Below are 22,782 nucleotides of genomic sequence, written 5' to 3'. Positions count from 1 at the left end.
GAGACTGTCGTGTCGGCGAACAGCTTCGACGCCCGTAGCACGCTTCAGGTGGGCGACGAGTCGTACGAGATCTTCAGGCTGGACAAGGTGGAGGGATCCGCCCGTCTGCCGTACAGCCTTAAGGTGCTGCTGGAGAACCTCCTGCGCACCGAGGACGGCGCTAACATCACCGCCGACCACATCCGCGCGCTGGGCAACTGGGACCCGAGCGCGCAGCCCAGCCAGGAGATCCAGTTCACGCCGGCCCGCGTGATCATGCAGGACTTCACCGGCGTTCCCTGCGTCGTGGACCTCGCCACCATGCGCGAGGCCGTCAAGGAGCTGGGCGGCGACCCCGCCCGCATCAACCCGCTCGCCCCCGCCGAGCTGGTCATCGACCACTCGGTCATCGCCGACCGCTTCGGCACCCCCGAGGCCTTCACCCAGAACGTGGAGCTGGAGTACGGGCGCAACAAGGAGCGCTACCAGTTCCTGCGCTGGGGCCAGACGGCGTTCGACGAGTTCAAGGTCGTCCCGCCGGGCACCGGCATCGTCCACCAGGTGAACATCGAGCACCTGGCCCGCACCGTCATGGTGCGAGGCGGGCAGGCCTACCCCGACACCCTGGTCGGCACCGACTCGCACACCACCATGGTCAACGGCCTGGGCGTGCTGGGCTGGGGCGTCGGCGGCATCGAGGCCGAGGCCGCGATGCTGGGCCAGCCGGTATCGATGCTGATCCCGCGCGTCGTGGGCTTCAAGCTGACCGGCTCGCTGCCGACCGGCACCACCGCCACCGACCTGGTGCTGACGATCACCGAGATGCTGCGCAAGCACGGCGTGGTCGGCAAGTTCGTCGAGTTCTACGGCGAGGGTGTCTCCTCCATCCCGCTCGCGAACCGCGCCACGATCGGCAACATGTCGCCGGAGTTCGGCTCCACCGCCGCGATCTTCCCGATCGACGTCGAGACGATCAACTACCTCAAGCTCACCGGCCGCAGCGAGCAGCAGCTCGCGCTCGTCGAGGCGTACGCCAAGGAGCAGGGCCTGTGGCTGGACCCGGCCGCCGAGCCGGACTTCTCCGAGAAGCTGGAGCTGGACCTGTCGACGGTCGTCCCGTCGATCGCCGGCCCCAAGCGCCCGCAGGACCGGATCGTGCTGGCCGAGGCCGCCGAGCAGTTCGCCCAGGACGTGCGCAACTACGTCTCGGAGGACGAGGAGACGGGCAAGGAGTCCTTCCCGGCCTCCGACTCCCCGGCCATCGACCACAACGGCATGCCGACCAGGCCGACCCCGGTCATCGCCCCCGACGGCAGCCAGTACGAGATCGACCACGGCGCCGTCACCGTCGCCGCGATCACCTCCTGCACCAACACCTCCAACCCGTACGTCATGGTCGCCGCCGCCCTCGTGGCCAAGAAGGCCGTCGAGAAGGGCCTGACCCGCAAGCCGTGGGTCAAGACCACCCTGGCCCCCGGGTCCAAGGTCGTCATGGACTACTACGACCGCGCGGGCCTCACCCCGTACCTCGACAAGCTCGGCTTCAACCTGGTCGGCTACGGGTGCACCACCTGCATCGGCAACTCCGGCCCGCTGCCGGAGGAGGTCTCCAAGGCCGTCAACGAGGCCGACCTCGCCGTCACCTCCGTGCTGTCCGGCAACCGCAACTTCGAGGGCCGGATCAACCCGGACGTCAAGATGAACTACCTGGCGTCCCCGCCGCTGGTCGTCGCGTACGCCATCGCGGGCTCCATGAAGGTGGACATCACCAAGGACGCCCTCGGCACCGACCAGGACGGCAACCCCGTCCACCTGGCCGACATCTGGCCCTCCGAGAAGGAGGTCGAGGAGGTCGTCGCCTCCGCGATCGGCCAGGAGATGTTCAACACCAGCTACGCCGACGTCTTCGCGGGCGACGCGCAGTGGCAGGCGCTGCCCATCCCGACCGGCAACACCTTCGAGTGGGACCCGCAGTCCACCTACGTGCGCAAGCCCCCGTACTTCGAGGGCATGGCCATGGAGCCGGCACCGGTCCAGGACGTCGCCGGCGCCCGGGTGCTCGCCAAGCTCGGCGACTCGGTCACCACCGACCACATCTCCCCGGCCGGTGCCATCAAGGCCGACACCCCGGCCGGCAAGTACCTCACCGAGCACGGCGTCGAGCGCCGCGACTTCAACTCCTACGGCTCGCGCCGCGGCAACCACGAGGTCATGATCCGCGGCACCTTCGCCAACATCCGCCTGCGCAACCAGGTCGCGCCGGGCACCGAGGGCGGCTTCACCCGCGACTTCACCCAGGACGGCGCGCCGGTCTCCTTCATCTACGACGCGTCGCAGAACTACCAGGCGGCGGGCATCCCGCTGGTGATCCTGGCGGGCAAGGAGTACGGCTCCGGCTCCTCCCGCGACTGGGCCGCCAAGGGCACCGCGCTGCTCGGCGTCAAGGCCGTCATCGCCGAGTCGTACGAGCGCATCCACCGCTCGAACCTCATCGGCATGGGCGTGCTGCCGCTCCAGTTCCCGGAGGGCGCCTCGGCGCTGTCGCTGGGCCTGACCGGCGAGGAGGCCTTCTCCATCTCGGGCGTCACCGAGCTGAACGACGGCACCACCCCGAGCACCGTCAAGGTCACCACGGACACCGGCATCGAGTTCGACGCGGTCGTGCGCATCGACACCCCCGGTGAGGCGGACTACTACCGCAACGGCGGCATCATGCAGTACGTGCTGCGCTCGCTGCTCCGGAAGTAAGGTCCCGGGCGGAAGCCTTACGGACGGGCCGCACCCCCAGCCCGGGGGTGCGGCCCGTCCGTCGTTCGCCGCCGGGTTCAGGGGACGTTCGGCGGGTCTACCCCGGGGTCTGGGGCGGAGCCCCCCGCGCGGCGGAGCCGCACATTGATGCTGCGGGAAACCCCGATGCTCGTCAGTACATGTTCTGGAGGCTAGGGGCCGGTCAGGGTGAGGAAATCTCCGCTCAACGTCTGCCGAATTGCTGACCCGCCCGGCCATCAACAGCCGTGAGGACGACCAGGCGGGGATCTGGTTGGCTATGGCGCTACTGCCGTGCAGTCACGACCACGGCGACTCGTCACCAGGCGGGCGGCTCATACGGGCAACCCCCATCGGGCCGTCCGGTCCGGCGGGGTGTGGGTCGGGTGACGACGGCGCATTGCCTCGTAGTCGCCGGCCCGGTCGTAGTCGCCCTCCTGCTTCGCCTTCTCCCGAAGCGCCTTGTACATCTGACACTTCGCGCAGGCTCGGGCTTCGTTGGTCATGCCCCGCCCTCCCATTCCGTCTGAATCCGGCGGAGGGCGGCACGGATGGCAGCGCCCGACTCGGCCGACTCGTCGTGCCGCCGCCGGGCCCTGGCGCTCACGAGGCGCATAGGCCAGGAGATGCGGCCCGACATGTACCACCACGCCGTCAGCCGGGGGCACCGACGCACCATGAACGACTTCATCGCCCCGTCCCCCGTCCCAGATGCTTGTCGATCTCCTTCTTCAGCGCCTCCGCCCGCGCGTCCAACTCCGCCGAGGTCGGGCGGCTGGTCGAGCCCTGTTGCGCCTCCTGCGGCTTGGGCGAGGGCTTGTCCGCGCTCACCGCGTCGCGCCCAGCGCTCGCTGCCGCTCGTACAGGAGGACGTACAACCCCACGGGGTCGGTGTCCCATGCGATCGGGAAGCGCTCACCGACCGGGATACGAGGGAGGCGGAGTGCGGGCGGGTCTGCGGAGCAGCCAGAAACAGGTACGCGGGTCAGGGCGGGTACGGACACAGCGGCGTGGGGCGGGGCGGGTGTTGCGGCGTCGGCTGTTCGATGGCGCCCGGGAGCGGGCAACAGCAGTTGCAGCAGCCATTCGAGGAGCGTTCGGATATGTTTGGTCACGTCGTCAACCTCCATGGGGTTGGTGGCCACGCCCCCGGACGTTCGCCGCGTCGCGGGGGTCCTTTGCGTGGCGTGGATGTGCTCCACCTCATGAGCTTCCAGCCCACGGGAACCCTCGGGGAACAGCGAACGGGGAACCCCGCAAGCCCATTTGGGGAACCCCGTTTCCGCCCTGTTTGGGGAACCCTGTTCCGGGGCCGGGGGATACCCTGGGAGCGATCACTGCCGTCCCCGCGAGGTGGCTCATGGGCGAACGCGAGACCTGGCGAAGCGGCTACCCGCTGACGATCCCGGACGCGCTCCTACAGAGCGAGGCCATGCAGCGGGCATGCTCCACCCGCAACTTCCGGGAGATCTTTCGCCTCGTCAACAGACGAACGGGCTCCAGCCACGCAGATATGGCCGCCGCCATCGGCAAGATGACGAGTTCTCGCGTGAGCGACATCATCCGGGGCGTCCGTGGTGTACGCGGCCAACAAGTAATCGAACGTGTTGCGGATGGCTTCGGCATTCCTGGCGAAATGCTCGGACTGCCAAGTCGGCCATGGGAGGGTTCCCCAAACGACATTGACGGAAGTACCAACGCCGGTACTATCGTCGGGGCTGTGACTGATTCCGAGGCTAAAACGCGCGCTCAGTACGTGCGGGAGAACCCCGGAAGCCTCGACCTATTGGCGGTGGCTGAATTCCGGCACCAAGTGCAAACCCTGGACACGCGCTATGTCACTGAGCCGTCTACAGCTCTCATTGCCGAGATCGGGCAGCATTTGGGGCAACTCGCGTACTGGCATACTCACGCGACCACATACGCTGTTCGCCGAGATCTGTACGCCGCTCAGGCGGAAGCCTCCACGCTCATGGGGCAACTGGTGTGGGATGCTTCAGGAAGGACCGATCACGACACCCCTCGCGCTTACTTCGCTCAAGCCGCCGAGGCGGCACAAGAATTACGCGATCCCGTTGCCGAGGGGCTGGCCTTACTGCGCACATCCTTCGTTGCCCTATATGGAGAGAAGAATCCACGCGCCGGTTTAGAACTGGCACAGTGTGCCGCTGACGCGGCTGAGAACACTAGTCATGTTATCCCGGGTCTGGCCGTACTGCACACCGCCGAGGCTTATGCGATGTTGCAGCAACGCCGGGACTGCGAAAAAGCATTGAAAAACGCGGAATGGTATTTTAGTCAAGTTAATGCCAACGATGCCGGTACCTCGATGCTCTCTCCTGGCCAGTTCGGGCGATTGGCTGGCTCTTGTTTTCTTTCCCTCAATGACACTGCGCGTGCGCAGTCGGTCCTGGAGAGCACGGCTAGAGAGTTGCGCGAAGGGTCGAAATCCCATGGTATCGCTCTGGGGAACCTGACTCTTGCGTATATTCGGCAACGGAAGGTAGACGAGGCTGCGGGTACACTCGGTAAAGCGATTGACATCGTTGAGCGCAATCGAGGCGGCGGGGGGCTGAACCTCATCTTTCAGGCAGGTCGTGAACTGCAACCCTGGCGAGGCGTCGCGGTAGTGCACGAACTGAATGACCGGCTCCTGAGTCTCATTGCATCCACATAAGCGGAAAGAGATATTGATGAACAGGGTGCAAATCCAGCATGCCAAACAAGCTGTCCGTGAACGTGTCTGGGCTCTACTGGAGTCCACGCACGGGGACGTGACTGGCCGCATTCCTTCCTTCATCGGTGCGGACTCTGCCGCTGCCCGTCTCGCTGAACATCTCTCCTGGCAGGCTGCTAGCGTCATCAAGGCGGTTCCAGACAAAGCCCAGTTGCCTGTACGTGCTCGGGCACTCCAAGACGGCAAACGGATTTATATGGCATCACCGAAACTGGCGACCGAGAATCCATTCTACCTCTTGGACCCTGAAAAGCTCAGCATTCCGCCGATCGAAGCCGCCGAACGGCGAATGGCGGCAAAAGTCGCCCAGCCGGTAGGTGTGCATGAGATGCCGGTCGTTGACTTGATCGTGTGCGGAAGTGTTGCCGTTAACTCACAGGGCGTACGGCTAGGGAAAGGCGCCGGATACTCCGACATTGAAGTAGCCCTATTGCAGGAAGCTGGACTCATCGGCCCGAACACGCTTATCGCGACTACGGTCTACCCTCTCCAAGTCGTGAAAGAAGTGCTACCTGAGGCCGAACACGACTTTCGAGTGGATCTTATTATTACGCCAGATGAAACTATCGAGTGTCCACCTCACCCCCGTCCGCCCGGCATCATCTGGGAATGCCTTGCCTCCGACTCCATCGCCACAATTCCCGCGCTGGCAAATCGTAAGCCAAGCGACCGGTGAGAGGCCGAAGTCCCCGTACTTGCCAGTGACTTTGTGGTGAGTATCGGACAACGACACGCCGTGGTGTCGGCGTGTCGTTGTCCGATACTCACCACAACTCAGGCTTCGGACGCGAAAGTCACCGGCGTCCGGCGTTGAGGCTGGACGACAGGCATGCACGGCTTGGCTCTTTCAAGCGTTACCGGTCACGGGTGGCGGCCTCCTCGGTGCCCGGCGGTCAGCGCGGCAGCTCGACCTTCACCGAGCCGCAGCCGAGCCGCTCCGCCTCGGCGGCGGCGTAGCGGGGGAGGAGCCTGCGGGGGAGGTCGTCCATGCGGGTGCCCTCGTCCTGGACGAGGAAGACGACCAGACCGGTCTGGCACGAGGTCTGGTACAGAGCCAGGTCCGAGCCGACGGAACTCACGCCTCTCTTGCCGTACTCGCGCCGTCCGATGGTGTCCGCCAGGTCATAGAGGACCTGGGCGAGCCGCGGGTCCTCGACGGTGACCAGCCGCAGCCGGGCCCGGGGCGCAGCGACGTCGACACCGACGCCGCAGACGCGGGCTGTTCCGGGGCTGCGGGTGAGCAGCGTGCCGCCGAGCAGGTAGCGCTCGTCCTTGGAGAGGGGGGTCAGCGTCAGCCCGTCGACGCCGCAGAGCCGGCGTGGCTCGGTGCTCTTCTGACGCGGGGTGGCGGGAAGCTCACCGGGGAGCGGGAGGGTGCCGTCGCAGCCCATGGCGCGCATGGCGCCGTTCGCCAGGCGGACGGTCGCCCGCGCCAACTGATCCCGCCAGCCGGGCTTTTCGTCGGAGCTCATCGGCATCCTGCCCCAGGACGCGTCGACGACCGCGGGCCCTTTGGACAGCCCCCCGTCGGCACAACCGCCGGGCAGCGCCAGCCAGGTCCGGTTCTCCGAGGCCATTCCGACGTATCCCTTGCCGAACGGCACCGCCAGCGGGGAGAGGAAGTCCGTCAGCCAGCCCGCGGTCTGCGCGTCGTACCGCCCGTCGAGCTGGCGGACCCGGAAGTTGAGCTGCCCGACGGCTTGGCCGTCGCGCAGCGCCAGGAGTCGGCAGGCGCCCTGGACGTCCGGCGAGCTGCCGCTCCCGAAGGACGGGCGGATCTCCTCCGCGCGGACAGAGAGGTCGTCGCGGAACAACGCCTCCGCGTCCTTCTTGGGGAGCGTCCCCCAGCACAGGGCCTGTTTCTCCCCCGACCACGGGAGGCTGTTCGTCTGCCAGGCGGTCAGCAGGGCGCCGATGAGCGCGCCCACGACCCCCACGGAGATCAGCTGACCGGCCCGGGTCCGCAGCAGGCCCCGAACCCACCGGCCACGCCGCGACCACCGGCCCTTGCGCGCCGCCTCGGTGGCGATGCGGATGTGCTCCTGCCGCCGCAGCTCATCGGGGCTGCTCATATCGAGTCTCCGTGCGGTAGGACGGCGGCGCAGCCGAGGCGCTTGGCCACGGCGGCGGCGTAGACGGGGAAGACGCGGGACGGGGTGCCGAACGGGGTGCCCTTCGCGATGGCCGTCTTCTGCATGAACATCACCGTCGTACGGCCCGCGCACCGGGTCCGGAAGAGCGCGCCGTCCGCGTCCAGATAGCCCTGGCCGCGCCAGCCCCGGGCGGGCGCGGCGCTGCCGGTGAGGCCGTCGAAGAGCTTCACCAGCCGGGGCTGGGCGGTCATCGTGAACTGGGCGGCCATGTTGTCGTAGAAGCGGACGACGCAGGTCTGCAGGTCGTCGCTGACCGGGCCCACGACGGAGTGGAGGCCCTCGTCGTCGCCCCCGCCACGGCGGGGTGCCGGCCCCAGCCCGGCGATCCGGCAGGCGCCCGCGGAGAAGTCGGCGGCGAAGGTGTCCTCGGCCTGGTGTCCCGACGTGAGGGGCGCGGTGAAACCCAGCGCCTTCTCCGGCGCGCAACCGGCCTTCTCCATGCCGTGGTTGGCGACGTCCACGAGAGCCTGCCCCGCCTGCCACGGCTCGGACGAGACGTTCGGCAGGCGGGCGGAGTCGCCGTCGTCGTCGCTCTGCACGCCGCTGGCGGTCACGACCGAGGGGCGGCCGTTGACATCGCACTTCCCGGGGAGCACCAGCGCGGCGGAGCCCTCGCTGACGAAGCCCGGCAGCCCCTCGGGAAGCTGGTCTCTCGCGCCGGCGAAGAGCTCGGCCAGCCAGGCGCGGCGCTTCTTCGCGTCTCTCGGGCCGGTGCCGTAGCTGACGGAGATCTTCTCCTGGACGGTCTCGTCGTCGCTGTAAGTCCAGCTCGCGGTGATCGTGCACGAGCCGCGCGGCCGTTCGGGCGTCGGGGCCGTCTCCCGGAAGGCGCGGACGTGGTCCTTCTCGTCGAAGAGCGACGGCTTGTCGCGCTGCGACCAGGCGCCCCAGCAGTGCTTCTTCGCCGCGTCCGCGTCGTCGTCGGCCCGAAGGACCAGCCACCCCGCCACCAGCGCGGCGGCGAGTCCACCCGCCAGCGCCGCGCGCCGTGCCCTGACGACAGGCGACGCCGTCAGGGCGCGGCGCAGCCGTCCGGCACCGCCACCGCCATCCGCAGCGTCACCGTCGCCCGTCGTCTGTTCGGCCATGCGGCTTCCCCCGAAAGCTGTGTGTGCCGTGGATCGTATCGGGCGGCACCGACAGCTACGTCAGAGGAAGGTGCTGGACGGGATGTACGGAGTCGGCGGCCGCATCCCGCGCAGGCACACATAGCCCTGGGTGGACAGCTCGAGCCCCGCCGCCAGCCCCACGTCCACCGCCCACTCCTGCTCGGCCGTCAGGCTCGGCACTCGGGCCTCGGTGCCCTCCGGGAGGCTGAGCAGCGCGGCGGTCAGCAGCCGCGTCGCCAGCCGCCGGGAGGTCGCGGCCAGCAACTCGACCTTGCCGTTGTCGCCGACGTAGCAGTATCCGCTGCCCGCCAGGTCGTCCGAGACGAACAGCCGGCACTGGCGCAGCAGCAGCTCGTGGTCGGGCCCGTGCGCCCCGCCCCGGGTGCGGCGGTCGACGGAGTCCATCATGTCCCGCTGCCTGGCCCCGCCCTCGAACACGGCGCCGTCCGGCGCCGGCAGCCGCTCCTTGTTGACGATGCCACGCAGCCGGATGGTCGGGTGCAGGGTGAAACCCGCCTGCCGGTACGTGGCGGCCGCCCGCGGGTCCTCGGAGCCGACGATGATCCCGCGCAGACACGCCCGGCCGTACGCGAGCGCCGCCGCCAGCAGCTCCCGGCCCAGGCCCCGCCCCTGGGCTCTCGGCAGCACCGCGAACAGCGCCAGCCCCCACGTGCCCTCGCGTCTGCTGGACAGCGCCGCGCCGACCGGCATCCCGGTGTCGTCCACCGCGAGCCAGCAGCCGCCCGGGTCGGTGCGGGCGAGGTGTCGGTTGCGGCCGTGGACGGAGGCGACGCGCCGCGGCGGCCACTCGTCGTCGGTCTCGCCCAGGAGGGTGCGGGAGGCGCCGAAGGCGGCGGCGGCCACGGTCCGTACCGCCTCGGCGTCCTCCTCGGTGTCGCGTAGTTGGCGGACAATCATGCGCCCATGATGGCGGGCCGGTTGGCGGGCGCGCGAAGTGTGTTGTCGGTTGTGTGGACGTGGCTTGGTCGACCCACGAGCGCGACAACGTTGTCAAAGGGGCTCCAGGGATCAGTACGCCGCCAACCGGCCCACCCTGTCAAGTGCCCGTCCACCACGCGCAGTTCAAGCGGGTCGACCGGCCTGAGGCGCCCTTACGGCCGACGCGCCCCGTGCGGTACGGTCCCTGCGGCTTGCTCGACCTGGCGAACGCGGCCCTGCGCGAAAGATGGGACCGCGATGCCCTCAAGACCCCCGGCCGCCCTGGCGGCCGTGGCCCTCACCGCCGGACTGCTCGCGTCCGCGCTGACCACCGCCCCCGCGACGGCCGCGCCGATCACCGCGCCGACCGCGGCGGCGGCCGAACTCGTCAAGGACCCCGCCGCCTACGTCGATCCGCTCATCGGCAGCCGCAACGGCGGCAACACGTACCCCGGTGCCGTCGTCCCCTTCGGCATGCTCTCCTGGAGCCCGGAGAACACCCGCGGCAACGCCACCCGCACCGCGGCCCCCGGCGGTTACCAGTACGACGCGACCCGCATCCGGGGCTTCAGCCTCACCCACATGTCCGGCACCGGCTGCGCGGGCGGCTCCGGCGACATACCGTTCTTCCCCTTCCCGGGCGAGGTCACCTCGTCCCCCGCCGCGGACACCAAGGACGAGGTGTACGCGTCCGACTTCCGGCACGAGGACGAGACCGCGCGGCCCGGCCGGTACCAGGTCACCCTCGCCTCCGGCGCCGGAGCCGACCTGACCGCCACCGCCCGCACCGGGTCCGCCCGCTTCACCTACCCCGAGGGCAAGGCGGCCTCGCTGCTCATCCGCACCTCCGCGGCCGAAGTCGGCAGCACGGACGCGGACATCACGATCGACCCGGCGCGCCGCACCGTCTCCGGCTCGGTCACCAGCGGCAACTTCTGCGGCTACCTCGACCCCGAAGGGCGCCGCAGCTACTACACGCTGCACTTCACCGCCACCTTCGACACCGCGTTCGCCGCCCACGGCACCTGGCAGGACGGCCGGCTGCGCCCCGGCACCACGGCCGCCGAGGGCGGCACCGGCGGGTACGGCACCGACGGCCGCCCCGTCGCCGGGAAGGGCTCCGGCGGCTACCTCCGCTTCCCCGACGGCACCCGCCGGGTCGGGGTCAAGGTGGGCATCAGCTACGTCGGCCAGGCGGGCGCCAAGGCCAACCTGGCCGCCGAGAATCCGCCGGGGCGCGGCTTCGGGCAGGTGCGCGACGCCGCGTACGACGCGTGGCGCCGCCGGTTGGCCGACATCAGGGTCGGCGGCGGCTCGGACGCGGACCGCACCACCTTCTATACCGCGCTCTACCACTCGCTGCTGCACCCCAACGTCATCAGCGACATCGACGGCCGCTACCGGGGCAGCGACGGCGAGGTCCACTCGGTGACCCCGGGCCACCGGGCCCAGTACGGCACCTTCTCCGGCTGGGACGTCTACCGCTCCCAGGTCCAGCTGCTCACCCTCCTCGACCCCGGCCGGGGCTCCGACATCGCGCAGTCGCTGCTGAACTTCGCACGCCAGAACGGCGGCGTGTGGGGACCGGTGGATCCACAACTCCTCCGGCACCCACGTCATGAACGGTGACCCGTCGGCCGCCGCCCTCGCCGGGATCCGGGCCTTCGGCGGCACCCGCTTCGACCTCGACGGCGCCCTCGACTCGCTGGTCAGGGCCGCCACCGTACCGACCGCGAAGGACACCAGCCCGGCCGGCAAGCCGATCATGTCGGTGGGCCAGCGACCCTCCCTCGACAAGTACCTCAAGCTGCACTACATGCCGTCCGTCTCCAACGCCTGGGGCGGCGCGGCCGAGACCCTGGAGATGTCCGGCGCGGACTTCGCGATCTCGCAGCTCGCCGGGGCGGCGGGGGAGCGGGACACCGCCCGCGCCTTCGCGGCCCGCGCCCAGTGGTGGCAGAACAACTTCAACGCCGCCGCCGATCCGGACACCGGCGGCTACATCGCCAACCGCAAGGCGGACGGCAGCTGGGTCACCGGCTTCACCCCGGCCACCGGCAACGGCTTCGTCGAGGGCACCAGCGCCCAGTACACCTGGATGGTGCAGCACAACCCGGCGGGCCTGTTCGCCGCCCTGGGCGGCAGGGACGCCGCGGTGAAGCGCCTGGACTCCTTCTTCCACGACGCCGACGGCAGCTGGGCGCTCACCGGCGCGGGCGGCGAGAAGTCCGAACTGGACAACGAGCCATCGATCAACGTCCCGTATCTGTACGCGTACGCCGGACAGCCGTACAAGACCCAGGAGACCGTCCGCGCGGCGATGCGGCAGCTGTGGAGCACCGAGCCCGGCGGCATCCCCGGCAACGACGACCTCGGCGAGATGTCGTCCTGGTACGTGTTCTCGGCCCTCGGCCTGTATCCGCAGGTCCCCTCCCGCGCCGAACTGGTGCTGGCCTCGCCGCTGTTCCCGCGTGTGGAGATCGAACGCGGCGGCCGTGACATCTCCATCCGGGCCCCGCAGGCCGCGCCGGACGCGCCGTACGTCCAGTCGCTGAAGGTCGACGGCCGGGCGAGCGGCCGGCCCTGGCTGCCGGAGTCGTTCGTCAGGCGCGGCGGCACGCTGGAGTACGCCCTCGGCGAGGCGCCCAACCGCTCCTGGGGCTCGGCCGCGGCCGACGCGCCCCCGTCCTTCCGCGCCGGCGAGCAGCCGTACCAGATCGGCGTGGGGCCCACCACCGGCACCGTCGCGCCCGGCGAGAGCCTGACGGTGAAGGTGGCCGCCGTCCCCGTCCGCGACGGTGACCGCCCCCAGGTGCGCTTCACCGCCGGCGCCCCGGACGGGCTCACCGCCTCGCCCGCCTCCGGGACGGTGGGGCCCGATGGTACGGCCGAGATCACCCTGCGCGCGGGGCAGGACACGGCCGAGGGCTTCTACGACGCCAAGGTGACGGTGACCGGCGAGGGCACGGACGTCGTCCAGCCGGTGGCGGTGACCGTCGCCGGGCCCGGCAGCCTGCTCGCCGCGTACGACAACGTCGGCGCCACCGACGACGCGGGCGAGCACGACGAGGGCGACTACGACGGCGGCGGCTGGAGCTATTCGCGCCAGGCCCTGACCGAGGCCGGTCTCGCACCGGGCGCCCGGGGCACCGTCCAGGGCCTGGAGTTCACCTGGCCCGACTCGCCCGCCGGCCGCCCCGACAACGCCTCGGCCGACGGCCAGACCATCGACCTGCCGGCCTCCACCGCCCTGTCGTTCGTCGGCAGCGCGGTCAACGGCAACCAGGAGACCACCGCCAAGATCACCTACACCGACGGCAGTTCGGACAGCACCGAGCTGTCCTTCACCGACTGGACGGTGGGCGGCGGCGGAGGGACGGTCCAGTACGGCAACGTGACCGTCGCCAGGACCCCGTACCGCAACATCAGCGGCGGGGACAAGGACGTCGTGGACGCCTACATCTTCGCGACGAAGGCGTTCCGGGCGCCGGACGGCAAGACGATCAAGAGCGTCACGCTGCCGGACAACGCGGACCTCCACGTCTTCGCGATCGCCCGCGGCTGACGGCCGGGCGGCCAGGCGTCGAGGCGTCGAGGCGGGGCGCACGGGACGTACGGGGGTGTTCACCGGCCCACCCGGCCGGTGAACACCCAGTCCCGGCAACACCCTTGCGCCCCGGCGACACCACGCCCTTTACTTGATCGCTGCCCGGCGGCCGCCCGCGCGACGGCCGCCGCCCGTACCGCCGTACCGCCCTCCCGCGACGGCAGGCCAACACCGGAGGTGGACCACATCAGCACGCGGCCCCTGACGTTCGTCGTCGGCACCGGACGCAGCGGCTCGACCGCGCTGTCGCACGTCCTGAACCTGCACCCCGGCATCCTCAGCGTCAACGAGCTGTTCACCTCCCTCGGTGCGGAGCCCCACCGCCATCCGCTGCCCGGGCGGGTCCTGACCGGCGCGGACTTCTGGCAGCTGGTCACCCGGCCGAACGAGGACTTCGACCGGATGATCCGCAGCGGCACCCCGTCGCCGGAATTCCTGTACCCCCGGCGCCCCGGCCGCTTCTCGGCCGAGACCACCGGCATCCCCGCCCTGTGCATGATGGTCCTGCCGCATCTCACCGACGACCCGGACGCGCTCTTCGACGAGCTCGCGCCGCGCGTCTCGGCCTGGCCGGGCCGCCCCGTGGCCCGGCACTACGAGGCGCTGTTCGAGCTGCTGGCCGACCGGTTCGGCGGCGGTGCGGTCGTCGAGCGCTCCGGCGGCTCGCTGAGCTGGGTGCCGTGGATCCGGGAGGCGTTTCCCGAGGCGCGGTTCGTCCATATGTTCCGGGACGGGCCGGACTGTGCGCTGTCGATGAGCCGACACCCCGGCTTCCGGATGATCCTGCGCACCATGGACGCCAGAAGCGCGTCGGGGGCGGGCCCGCTGGTGCCCCGGCTCACCGACCAGCACCTCCAGACCCTGCCGCCCGACCTCGCGGGGCTGTTCGCCGAACGGTTCGACCCCGCGCTGCTGATGGCGGCGCCCGTGCCGGTCGCCCGGTTCGGCGAGATGTGGTCGCGCCTGATCAGCCGGGGCCTGACGGCGCTGTCACGGGTCCCGGAGGGTTCCCGTACGGCCCTGTCCTACGAGGGACTGCTCGACGCGCCCCGGCAGGAGCTGACCCGGCTGGCGGAGTTCGTCGGCGTCGAGCCCACGGAGGAGTGGCTGACGGCGGCCGAGGCCACGCTCGACCACGGCCGGCGCGGCTCCGCCCTCCGCCTTCCCCCGGACGAGCTGTCCGCCCTGCGCGAGTCCTGCACCCCGGGCACCGAGGCGCTGCGGGCGGCCATGGCGGGTACGTAGCGCTCCGGCTCCCCGCGGGGATTCTGCCCACAGCGTGTCTGCTCACAGCATGCGGCGATTCCGCCGGCGCCACCCGGCGGGCAGAGTCACCGTCATGAGGCTTCTGTTGCTGGGCGGTACGGAATTCGTGGGGCGCGCCGTCGCCGAGGAGGCGCTGGCGCGCGACTGGCAGGTGACCGCGTTCCACCGCGGACGCCACGACCCGCCGCCGGGCGTGGCCGCCCTGCGGGGCGACCGGAGCGCCGTGGGCGGCCTGGCGGCCCTGGAGGCGCCCGAGGCGGGGGAGTGGGACGTCGTCGTCGACACCTGGTCGGGCGCGCCGTCCGCCGTGCGCGACGCGGCCCGGCTGCTGGCCGGGCGCGCCGGGACTTACGCCTACATCTCCAGCCGGTCGGTCTACTCCTACCCCGCCCCGGCCGGGCTCGACGAGGACGGCCCGCTGGTGGAGGCGTCGCCGGACGCGGACGAGGCCGAGTACGCCCAGGCCAAGAGGGGCGGGGAGCTGGCGGCGGAGGCGGCGTTCGGCGAGCGGGCGCTGCTGGCCCGGGCGGGGCTGATCCTGGGCCCGTACGAGAACGTCGGCCGGCTGCCGTGGTGGCTGACGCGTATCTCCCAGGGCGGCCAGGTCCTGGCGCCGGGGCCGCGTGAGCTGGCGCTGCAGTACATCGACGTCCGCGACCTGGCCGGCTGGGTGCTGGACGCGGCCGAGCGCGGGCTCGGCGGCCCGTACAACCTGGTGAGCCCGCCGGGCCAGACGACCCTCGGCGAGCTGCTTGAGGCGTGCGTGGCCGTCACCGGGTCGGACGCCGAGCTGCGCTGGACGGACCCGGAGGTGGTCCTGGCGGCCGGTGTCGAGCCATGGACCGAGCTGCCGGTATGGCTGCCGCCGGGGGAGCTGCACGACACGATGTACGGAGGGGATGTGTCCCGGGCGCTCGCCGCGGGCCTGCGCTGCCGCCCCGTCGCCGAAACCGTGGCCGCCACCTGGGAGTGGCTGCGACAGCTGGGCGGCCGGGCACCCCAGCGTCCGGACCGCCCGCCGGTGGGGCTTGCCCCGGAGCGGGAGGCGAAGGTGCTGAGGTCGGCGAGACACGCTTAGGGGCGGACCTTGCCGCCCGCGGCGGCCACGCGGCGCTGCGCGGCTCCGTCGCGTGGCCGCAGGACAGGGCCTATGCGGAAGGCGTCTGCCGCGGTCCTGGGACCGGGCGTACGGGGTGCTTGCTCATGATCGAGACCCGGTTGAACGCGTTCATGGCGATCGCCACCCAGATCACCGCCGAGATCTCGTCGTCGCTCAGCACCTGGCGCGCGTCACCGTAGGCCGCCTCCTGCGCGGCGGCGTCCGCGGGGGTGGTGGTCGCCTCCGCCAGGGCGAGCGCGGCCCGCTCCCGCGGGGTGAACACCTCGGTGTCCCGCCACGCCGCCAGCACGCCCAGGCGCTGCGCCGTCTCACCGGCCCGCACCGCGGCCTTGGTGTGGAGGCTGAGGCAGAAAGCACAGCCGTTGACCTGGGACACGCGCAGGTTGACCAGCTCCACGAGCTGCCGGTCGAGCCCGGCCTCGGCGGCGGTCGTGCGGACCGCCTCGGCGGTCTGCACCAGCGCCCCGTAGGCCTGCGGGCTTTGCTTGTCGACGAAGACCCGACTGCCCCGCCCCTCGGCGGGGGCCGCCTTGTCGATGGAGGCCGCCGCGGAGGTCGCTGCCGTGTCAGTCACCTGAACTCCTTCATCGGGCCGCTTCGGCCGCTTCCGGTATGTTGCGCACCTCACCGAGGTGTCGATCTATCATCGGTATTATTGTTGAGCGTACAACTATCACCCGCTTGGGAGGCGTCGCGCCATGAGCAACACCGAGACCCAGCCCGCCGTGCAGCGCTGCGGTGCCTCCCCTGAGGGAGAGGCCGCCCCGCGGGTGGAGGTGCTGACCCCGCGCGACGTCCCGCTGGGCGGCCCGCGCGCCATGACGGTACGACGCACCCTGCCACAGCGGGCCCGGACGCTGATCGGCGCCTGGTGCTTCGCCGACCACTACGGCCCCGACGACGTCGCCGCCAGCGGCGGGATGGACGTCGCGCCGCATCCGCACACCGGTCTACAGACCGTGAGCTGGCTGTTCAGCGGGGAGATCGAGCACCGCGACAGCCTCGGCAGCCACGCCTTCGTACGGCCGGGCGAGCTGAACCTGATGACCGGCGGCCACGGGATCAGCCACTCCGAGGTCTCCACCGCCCGGACCACGGTCCTGCACGGCGTACAGCTGTGGGTGGCGCTGCCCGAAGCGCACCGGCACACCGACCGCGACTTCCAGCACTATGTGCCGAGCCCCATCCCCCTGGCCGGGGACGGGGCGGCCGGGGACGGGCCCGTGGGCGAGGTCAGGGTCTTCCTCGGCTCCCTCGCGGGCGACACCTCACCGGTGCCCACCTTCAGCCCCCTGCTGGGCGCCGAACTCACCCTCGAGCCGCACGCCACGGTCAGCCTGGCCATCGACCCCCGCTTCGAGCACGGCGTCCTCCTCGACCGCGGGGAGGTCCGCATGGCCGATACGCTCCTGAGCCCCGCCGAGCTCGGCTACCTCGCCCCAGGAAACGGGACGCTCGAGCTGACCAACACCACGGACTCCGCCGCCCGCATGGTGCTGCTCGGCGGGACGCCGTTCGGCGAGCGGATCGTGATGTGGTGGAACTTCATCGGGCGGTCCCAAGACGATATCGAACAGGCCCGGTCTGACTGGATGACCGGCTCGCGCTTCGGTGAGGTGAAGGGCTACGACGGAGACCGCCTGCCCGCTCCCGAGCTGCCGACCGTGCCGCTGAATCCGCGCGGAAACGCGCGCTGACCTGCGGGAATCTGAGGGAGTGGTCACTCGGGGTGAGGCGCTGCCGCGACTCGCCCGCAGGTCGCTCACATGCTGGGCGAGACCTGGTGCCACTCCCTTCCTCGGGCTCGGTCCGACCAACGGGGATTCCAGCGTGTGGGCATCTGTGGGCGGGTTTAGGCGGCCTCATGCTGACCCGATGCTGACTTTACTGATGGCCTGTCAGGATCGATGTGCGGCCTATTCCGGCTGCTCAGCCGTTCGTGGGAAGCGTGCCGACTCGGCGGCGTCACGATCGATGCTAACCCTGAGCTCTGACGGGTCCTTGTGAGGGAAGGTGGGGCCGCCCTGTGACCACGTGGTGTTGTAGCAACCGAACAAGGCGGTACTTGTGGCAGTTCGGCTGTTCGAACGAAGCCACAAGATAGGGCCGGGTTCGAGGTGGCTAACGACGCCTGGGCGCTCCCCGCGGGGAGCGCCCAGGCGCGGGAGGCCGCGGTTGCACAGCACTCCGGAACCCTCGCCCCGGGAAGCACAGCAGGAGAGCGCGGGACCGCACTTACCAGCAGATGCCTGTGCCCCTCAGCGGAATTCCGGGGGGCAGGTGGTGTGGGCGGCTTCTGGCAGGGTGCGGGTGATCCGCTCGCGCATCGGGGGTACCTCCTTGCCGTGGTAGGCGTCGGCGATCTGGCCTTGCCGCCGGGGGACGAGCAGGAGGATGTGGTCTCCGGTGGCGTAGGCGTCGGCGGGGTCCGCGACGGTGGGATCGGCGAGGTCGAACTGTGTCGTGGTGGGTCCCTTGCCGGGCTTGAACCACCGGTCTACGGACATGGTCACCTGTACACGGCCTTGGCCGGCTGGCCGGGCCGAGGTGAGGTCGCCCTCCACGATGCTCGTCGCACAGGCCAGGGCCTGCGGGAAGGTCTGTCCCCGGCCTGTGGCGTCGGATTGGCTCCCGGAGTCGCCGCCGGTGGTGACGGCAACTATCACGGCGATGGCGGGGGCGCAGGCGGCCGCCGCCACGGCGAGCACCGCCCGGACGCGCTGCCGCGGGCGAGGCGGGCGAGTCGCTGTGACCGTAGAGGGCGACGGAGCTGGGGCTGCGGCGGGGTCGGGGCGCCCGGCCTCCTCCCCGATCAGTGTGAATGCCCGCCGCAGCCGGGTCTCCTCAGTCTCGGTCGGTTCGGTCACCGTGGATCACCTCCGTCTCGTGGAGCCGGGTGCGCAGCGCGGCCACGGCCGTGTGCAGGCGGCTCTTGACCGTGCCTTCGGGGATGCCGAGCAGTTGTGCGATGTCGCGCACCGGCAGATCGGCGTAGTAGCGCAGTGTCAGTACTTGGCGCTGGTGGTGGGGCAGGGAGCCGAGTCCGTCCGCGACCGCGAGGGCCAGCGTGCGGTCCTCTTGGGTGTGTTCGGCGGCGGGCTGTCGCGCCCAGCGGGCGGCGAGGCGGGCATGGAGCCCGTCGTCGCGGGCACCGGCCCGGTGCCAGTCGACAGCGACGCGGGCGGCGACGACGCTGCTCCACGCGGAGGCGTCGCGGATGACAGCACGACCGCGATCGGCGTGTTGTTCCAGCAGCTTGAGCCGCACCTCTTGCACGCCGTCGTCCAGGTCGCCCCACGGCACGCCGCCCAGTGCCAGGATCGCGCGCACACGTGCCACGTCTATGTCGGTCCCATCGAGCGACTGCGAGCCGGGCGTGTGCCCGTCCGGCTCGTGGGGGTGGGCGGCGTCCGCGTGCCGCCGGGCGCGGCGTGCAGTGCGGCGGCGTTGGGTCATGAGCCGTCCCTCCTTGTCCCTGTTGTGGCGGGCGTCTTGTCCCTCCTATGACGGAGCAGCACCCTGGAACGTTCAGCCGTACGGAGGGGCGCTTTCGGGGCATTGGTCTGTCCCGCGCCGGGGCGCGGGACAGACCAATGGCCGAGCTACCGCATCGGGATCTTTGTCATGTCGCCGGGCTCAGGGCGTCCCGGCAGTCCGCGCCCTGGTAGTCCGCAGATCAGCCGCAGTTGACACGCGGCCGTGTGGGGCCGAAGGCCTCCGGCTCGCGTGGCTGAGCCGCTTCCAGCGCTTGGACCAGTGCCTCCTCGCCGCGGCCGGCCAACTGGTCCTCCAGCCCGGCGTCATCCCCGGCCTCCCGCGTGCTGCGTGCCTGTGCGGCCGTGCGGGGACGTCCTTCCAACTCGCCCTGGCCGATGACACCTCCGTCGAACGGCAGCTCTGAGCCCTCGCCGAGTCCATGCCACTGAGCGGGTTCCGCGGCGTCACCGGGGGAACATGCGGCCTCTTCCCACGTGATCGCCATGACATAGCGGTGCCCCAGCTCGACCCGGGGCTGGTCGACCAGCGCCATCTTCGTACCGGCTCGCCGAGAACGCCACCACGCTCGGCGAGCCCTACACTCGCCATCTCGGCGGCAAGCTCCGCGAGCTGCGCTTCGACCTCGACGGCAACGCCCAGCGAATCACCTACTGGATCGCTCCCGGCCGCCGCATCGTGCTCCTGACAGTGTTCCGCAAAACCAGGATGCGCGAGACGGCGGAGGTGGAACGCGCCCATGCCGCCCAGGCCGCCTGCGAGGCCCGCCACGAACCGGCCGCCGAACACGCCGTCTACAGCCGCGACATCAAGGAGGAACTGCGATGAACCATGCCGAGTGGAAGACCCGCCGCCACCGCAAGCTCCTGGGCGAAGCAGCCGAGGACAACCCCGAGTACGACCGCCTCTATGAAGAGGCCGAACTGGCTCACGACCTCGGCCAGATGGTCTACGACCGGCGCACCGCCCTCGGCCTGTCCCAGGCCGAACTCGCGGAGCGCTGCGGCATGAAGCAACCCCAGATCTCCCGCATCGAAGGCGGCGGCACCGTCCCCACCATCCCCCTTCTGCGACGCCTGGCCCGTGCTCTCGACGCCGACCTGACCATCAACCTCACCCCTTTCACAATTCGAGTAGAATTTGCGGAACTGCGGCGCTGGAAAACGGGGGCTGGCAGCATATTCTGGACCGCCACCGGCCCGGTGGTGCGTTGGTCGACGACGAGGCGGGCATCTTCATCGGCAAGGAGAAGAAGGTCCGTCAGAGGGTCGTTGACACCATCAATCGCGACACCCCCAAGTCGAACACGAATGGGCGACCCGCTCAGATTTGCGAATGGGGCTTTGGTCCCGGTAGTTCCATCGGCAAGGCTGGTCCGGCAAATGGGGGCGGAGACTTGACTGGAATCCGTGTGATCGTGAATGACGGCAAAGTCGTGACCGCCTTTTCGTTCTAGGTGGGAGGTCCGGCAAGGAGAAGCCATGATTCGTCTTTCCTTCTCTCTCCCGGAGCCGGGTTCGCCCCGGCGGAGAACCTGGGAGGGGGTCAAGCAGGGCGATCCTGCGGGTCTTGCAGAGATTGATCTTCGCTACAAGCGCTTCGGTGTCAATGTCGAAATGGTCGTAGACGGCGTGGAGGTCATCTCAAAGAGAAGGTTTGTGACGCTCGTGGACCTGGCCCTTTCGCTCTCTCATGCGGAGAGGTGCATCTCATCAGGAGAAGATGCGGTGTTCGACTTTACAGAGAGCGAAGAGGTTATTTATCTGCGTCGCGACGGTGATCTCATTGCCGTGACCTCATCGAAACGGCCCTGGCGGGTTACTGTCGATCGTGAAGAACTCGCGAGTTCTTTCTCCAGCTTCCTCCGAGAGGCGTATTCGTGTCTGACTTCTAAGATCCCTGGATTGGCTGCGAATCCGGTGGTCCGGCAAATCTTGCCGGAATAGCTCGGACTGTTCTCGGAATGAGTGCAGAGTGATATACGGAGGCCCCGCCGGAGTGATTTCCGGCGGGGCCTCTGGGGCTTTTGACGGCAACGCTGACGGGAACGTCAGCGGACGACGGCTGCGGCGGGCGGGGTGTCAGGGCCGTCGTCGTTCTGACCGAGGGCGCGGCCCATGGTGTCGATGGCTTGGCGTTGGAGGCGGAGTCGGACGTGGGCGTAGACGCCGGCGGCGACATCGATATGGGCATGGCCGAGGAGTTCCTTGATGACGACGAGGTCGACGCCCTGTTCCAGGAGCAGGGTCGCGGTCGAGTGGTGGAGGTCGTGGAAGCGGATACGGCGGAGCCCGGCCCGATCGAGGAAGCCGCGGAAGCGGTGGGTGAGGTTGGCAGGGTCGAGCGGCCGACCAGTCTGGGTGGTGAAGACGAGGCCGTTGTCTCTCCAGCTCGGCCCTGCGGTCTCGCGTTCCTTGGCCTGCCGCTCCTTGTGCTCCTTGAGGGAGTGGAGGCATTCGGTCGGGAGCATGAATCGGCGTTCGGATGCCCGGGTCTGGTGGGCAGGTGGGTAAGGCCGCCGGTTCGGGCGCGCTGGAGCGAGCGGCGGATGGTTGCGGTGCCTGCGTTGAGATCGAGGTACTGGAGGCCGAGGAGTTCGCCCTTGCGGAGTCCGGTGCGCAGCGAGAGTTCATACAGCGCATGCAGCCGGTCGGTGCGGGCAGCGTCAAGGCGGCCCGCTGTCGCGGGCCGCGCGCGCTCCGGCCCCGCGGGGCCGCCGCCCGCTCCTGCCTCCGCCCCGTTTACCGACGACTCCGCCGGTCTGGGCGCGCAACAGCCAGCACAGCGAACCACCCTGGGCTCTGCCCCAGACCCTGGCCCTCTCTCCGAGGGGCAGGGGGCCGAGTACGGGTGCGGCTTCGTCGTAGTGGATGGGCAGGGCACGGGAAGGGTCCCTCGCCGCTCGGTCACCGGAGGCGTACCAGGAACCCCCGGATGCCGCCAAGGCCAAGCGCAAGCGTCACGGTGTGAGCCTTGGCGGCCCCCGGAGAACCTTGGTCCGGCGAAGCTGCCCGACCGTGAACTCCTCGCCCTCCGGGGACCAGGCCAGCTGGGTCTCGGACGACGCGGTCATCACGTACGTACCCTCGACGCTGGCGCGGTTTGCCACCCCGCAGGTGTCGGTGCTCGGCCCGGCTGGGGCGGCAGCACCACTGGCCCGTCGAGCGCACGGTGTGCGCCACGAGGGGCTCTGTTTGTATCCCCGGTTCAACCGGGAGGAACTCGTCTCCATCCGCAAGCGCTCCCGAAACGCGCGGCGCTTGGCAGCCGACCCGCCACCCCGCGCATACCTCGTGAAGACGGCATACGGCCGGGATCAGCACCTGTCAGCCGTCACGGCACCATGTTTTGAAAGTCAGTAGTCGGGTGACACCAATGCTGACTTTTGCTGACTTCCTTCGACTTTCAAGCCTTTGACCTGCGGAAATGTCGCGCGACAAAATGGTGGTGGAACTTCATCGGCCGCAGCAATAAGGACATCGCCCAGGCCCGCGAGGACTGGATGACCGGCTCGCGCTTCGGAGAGGTGAACGGCTACGACGGGGACCGGCTGCCCGCTCCCGAATTGCCGAACGTGCCGCTGAAGCCGCGGGGACAGGTGCTCTGAGTCC

Annotated in this window: 17 protein-coding genes and 5 pseudogenes; 11 read left to right on the top strand and 11 right to left on the bottom strand. The window is 70.0% G+C overall.

The window, feature by feature from the left end:
- Window positions 1–9 precede the first annotated feature (9 nt).
- Window positions 10–2,727 carry an aconitate hydratase AcnA gene (gene acnA, locus ACWY4P_RS14400; RefSeq protein ID WP_456210942.1) on the top strand — a complete coding sequence of 906 codons (2,718 nt, stop codon included), beginning with the start codon at window positions 10–12 and terminating at the stop codon, window positions 2,725–2,727.
- 353 nt (window positions 2,728–3,080) lie between these two features.
- Here acnA and ACWY4P_RS14395 read toward each other — a convergent pair whose 3' ends face one another.
- From ACWY4P_RS14395 to ACWY4P_RS14385, 3 genes are all read right to left on the bottom strand, one after another.
- Complete coding sequence (locus ACWY4P_RS14395; RefSeq protein ID WP_456210941.1) at window positions 3,081–3,251, bottom strand: hypothetical protein; 171 nt, start codon at window positions 3,249–3,251, stop codon at window positions 3,081–3,083.
- Between the two features lie 181 nt (window positions 3,252–3,432).
- On the bottom strand, window positions 3,433–3,576 hold the full coding sequence (locus ACWY4P_RS14390; protein ID WP_456210940.1) for a hypothetical protein: 144 nt from the start codon (window positions 3,574–3,576) through the stop codon (window positions 3,433–3,435).
- Entirely contained in the window at window positions 3,573–3,860 is a 288-nt protein-coding gene (locus tag ACWY4P_RS14385) for a hypothetical protein (protein ID WP_456210939.1), read from the bottom strand. The genes ACWY4P_RS14390 and ACWY4P_RS14385 overlap by 4 nt, the downstream gene beginning before the upstream one ends.
- A gap of 245 nt (window positions 3,861–4,105) precedes the next feature.
- On the opposite strand from ACWY4P_RS14385, the gene ACWY4P_RS14380 reads away from it, so the two are divergent.
- Window positions 4,106–5,422 carry a transcriptional regulator gene (locus ACWY4P_RS14380; RefSeq protein WP_456210938.1) on the top strand — a complete coding sequence of 439 codons (1,317 nt, stop codon included), beginning with the start codon at window positions 4,106–4,108 and terminating at the stop codon, window positions 5,420–5,422.
- Between the two features lie 16 nt (window positions 5,423–5,438).
- A complete protein-coding gene (locus tag ACWY4P_RS14375) occupies window positions 5,439–6,158 on the top strand; it encodes a 5-formyltetrahydrofolate cyclo-ligase (protein ID WP_456210937.1) in 720 nt (239 codons plus the stop codon).
- A gap of 217 nt (window positions 6,159–6,375) precedes the next feature.
- Here the strand turns inward: ACWY4P_RS14375 and ACWY4P_RS14370 are convergent, their stop codons facing one another.
- The 3 genes from ACWY4P_RS14370 to ACWY4P_RS14360 are packed head-to-tail and all read right to left on the bottom strand — an operon-like array spanning window position 6,376 to window position 9,662.
- Window positions 6,376–7,554, bottom strand: coding sequence for a hypothetical protein (locus ACWY4P_RS14370; RefSeq protein WP_456210936.1), 1,179 nt, complete (start codon window positions 7,552–7,554; stop codon window positions 6,376–6,378).
- Complete coding sequence (locus ACWY4P_RS14365; RefSeq protein WP_456210935.1) at window positions 7,551–8,723, bottom strand: hypothetical protein; 1,173 nt, start codon at window positions 8,721–8,723, stop codon at window positions 7,551–7,553. The genes ACWY4P_RS14370 and ACWY4P_RS14365 overlap by 4 nt, the downstream gene beginning before the upstream one ends.
- A 60-nt stretch (window positions 8,724–8,783) precedes the next feature.
- Complete coding sequence (locus ACWY4P_RS14360; protein ID WP_456210934.1) at window positions 8,784–9,662, bottom strand: GNAT family N-acetyltransferase; 879 nt, start codon at window positions 9,660–9,662, stop codon at window positions 8,784–8,786.
- 279 nt (window positions 9,663–9,941) lie between these two features.
- On the opposite strand from ACWY4P_RS14360, the pseudogene ACWY4P_RS14355 reads away from it, so the two are divergent.
- The 3 genes and pseudogenes from ACWY4P_RS14355 (at window position 9,942) to ACWY4P_RS14345 (ending at window position 15,634) form a co-directional block, all read left to right on the top strand.
- Window positions 9,942–13,248, top strand: a pseudogene (locus ACWY4P_RS14355) (GH92 family glycosyl hydrolase).
- A gap of 219 nt (window positions 13,249–13,467) precedes the next feature.
- Entirely contained in the window at window positions 13,468–14,535 is a 1,068-nt protein-coding gene (locus ACWY4P_RS14350) for a sulfotransferase (protein WP_456210933.1), read from the top strand.
- A gap of 94 nt (window positions 14,536–14,629) precedes the next feature.
- Window positions 14,630–15,634, top strand: a complete 1,005-nt coding sequence (locus tag ACWY4P_RS14345; protein ID WP_456210932.1) for an NAD-dependent epimerase/dehydratase family protein — start codon at window positions 14,630–14,632, stop codon at window positions 15,632–15,634.
- 70 nt (window positions 15,635–15,704) lie between these two features.
- Here the strand turns inward: ACWY4P_RS14345 and ACWY4P_RS14340 are convergent, their stop codons facing one another.
- Window positions 15,705–16,214 (bottom strand): carboxymuconolactone decarboxylase family protein, encoded by a 510-nt coding sequence (locus ACWY4P_RS14340; protein WP_456212921.1) that lies wholly within the window; start codon window positions 16,212–16,214, stop codon window positions 15,705–15,707.
- Window positions 16,215–16,374: 160 nt separating this feature from the next.
- Between ACWY4P_RS14340 and ACWY4P_RS14335 the strand changes: the two genes are divergently transcribed.
- Entirely contained in the window at window positions 16,375–17,373 is a 999-nt protein-coding gene (locus ACWY4P_RS14335) for a pirin family protein (protein WP_456210931.1), read from the top strand.
- Between the two features lie 561 nt (window positions 17,374–17,934).
- Here ACWY4P_RS14335 and ACWY4P_RS14330 read toward each other — a convergent pair.
- From ACWY4P_RS14330 to ACWY4P_RS14320, 3 genes are all read right to left on the bottom strand, one after another.
- Complete coding sequence (locus ACWY4P_RS14330) at window positions 17,935–18,543, bottom strand: hypothetical protein (RefSeq protein ID WP_456210930.1); 609 nt, start codon at window positions 18,541–18,543, stop codon at window positions 17,935–17,937.
- Window positions 18,521–19,132: an RNA polymerase sigma factor gene (locus ACWY4P_RS14325; protein ID WP_456210929.1), complete on the bottom strand. Its 612-nt coding sequence runs from the start codon at window positions 19,130–19,132 to the stop codon at window positions 18,521–18,523. The genes ACWY4P_RS14330 and ACWY4P_RS14325 overlap by 23 nt, the downstream gene beginning before the upstream one ends.
- A 220-nt stretch (window positions 19,133–19,352) precedes the next feature.
- Window positions 19,353–19,706 carry a hypothetical protein gene (locus ACWY4P_RS14320; protein ID WP_456210928.1) on the bottom strand — a complete coding sequence of 118 codons (354 nt, stop codon included), beginning with the start codon at window positions 19,704–19,706 and terminating at the stop codon, window positions 19,353–19,355.
- A gap of 8 nt (window positions 19,707–19,714) precedes the next feature.
- Here ACWY4P_RS14320 and ACWY4P_RS14315 point away from each other — a divergent pair.
- From ACWY4P_RS14315 to ACWY4P_RS14305, 3 genes and pseudogenes are all read left to right on the top strand, one after another.
- Window positions 19,715–19,999: pseudogene (locus ACWY4P_RS14315) on the top strand (type II toxin-antitoxin system RelE/ParE family toxin); the annotation flags it as partial.
- Window positions 19,996–20,313: pseudogene (locus tag ACWY4P_RS14310) on the top strand (helix-turn-helix domain-containing protein); the annotation flags it as partial. The pseudogenes ACWY4P_RS14315 and ACWY4P_RS14310, both read left to right, overlap by 4 nt.
- Before the next feature lie 339 nt (window positions 20,314–20,652).
- A complete protein-coding gene (locus tag ACWY4P_RS14305; RefSeq protein WP_456210927.1) occupies window positions 20,653–21,117 on the top strand; it encodes a hypothetical protein in 465 nt (154 codons plus the stop codon).
- A 104-nt stretch (window positions 21,118–21,221) separates the two neighbouring features.
- On the opposite strand, the pseudogene ACWY4P_RS14300 reads toward ACWY4P_RS14305, so the two are convergent.
- Window positions 21,222–21,874, bottom strand: a pseudogene (locus ACWY4P_RS14300) (site-specific integrase); the annotation flags it as partial.
- A gap of 742 nt (window positions 21,875–22,616) precedes the next feature.
- Between ACWY4P_RS14300 and ACWY4P_RS14295 the strand changes: the two are divergent.
- Window positions 22,617–22,778, top strand: a pseudogene (locus ACWY4P_RS14295) (pirin family protein); the annotation flags it as partial.
- Between the last annotated feature and the right edge of the window lie 4 nt (window positions 22,779–22,782).

It is taken from the genome of Streptomyces sp. LZ34, from assembly GCF_053890475.1.
The sequence above is the reverse complement of the archived record's forward strand: the minus strand, read 5'-3'. Positions and strand labels throughout refer to the sequence as shown.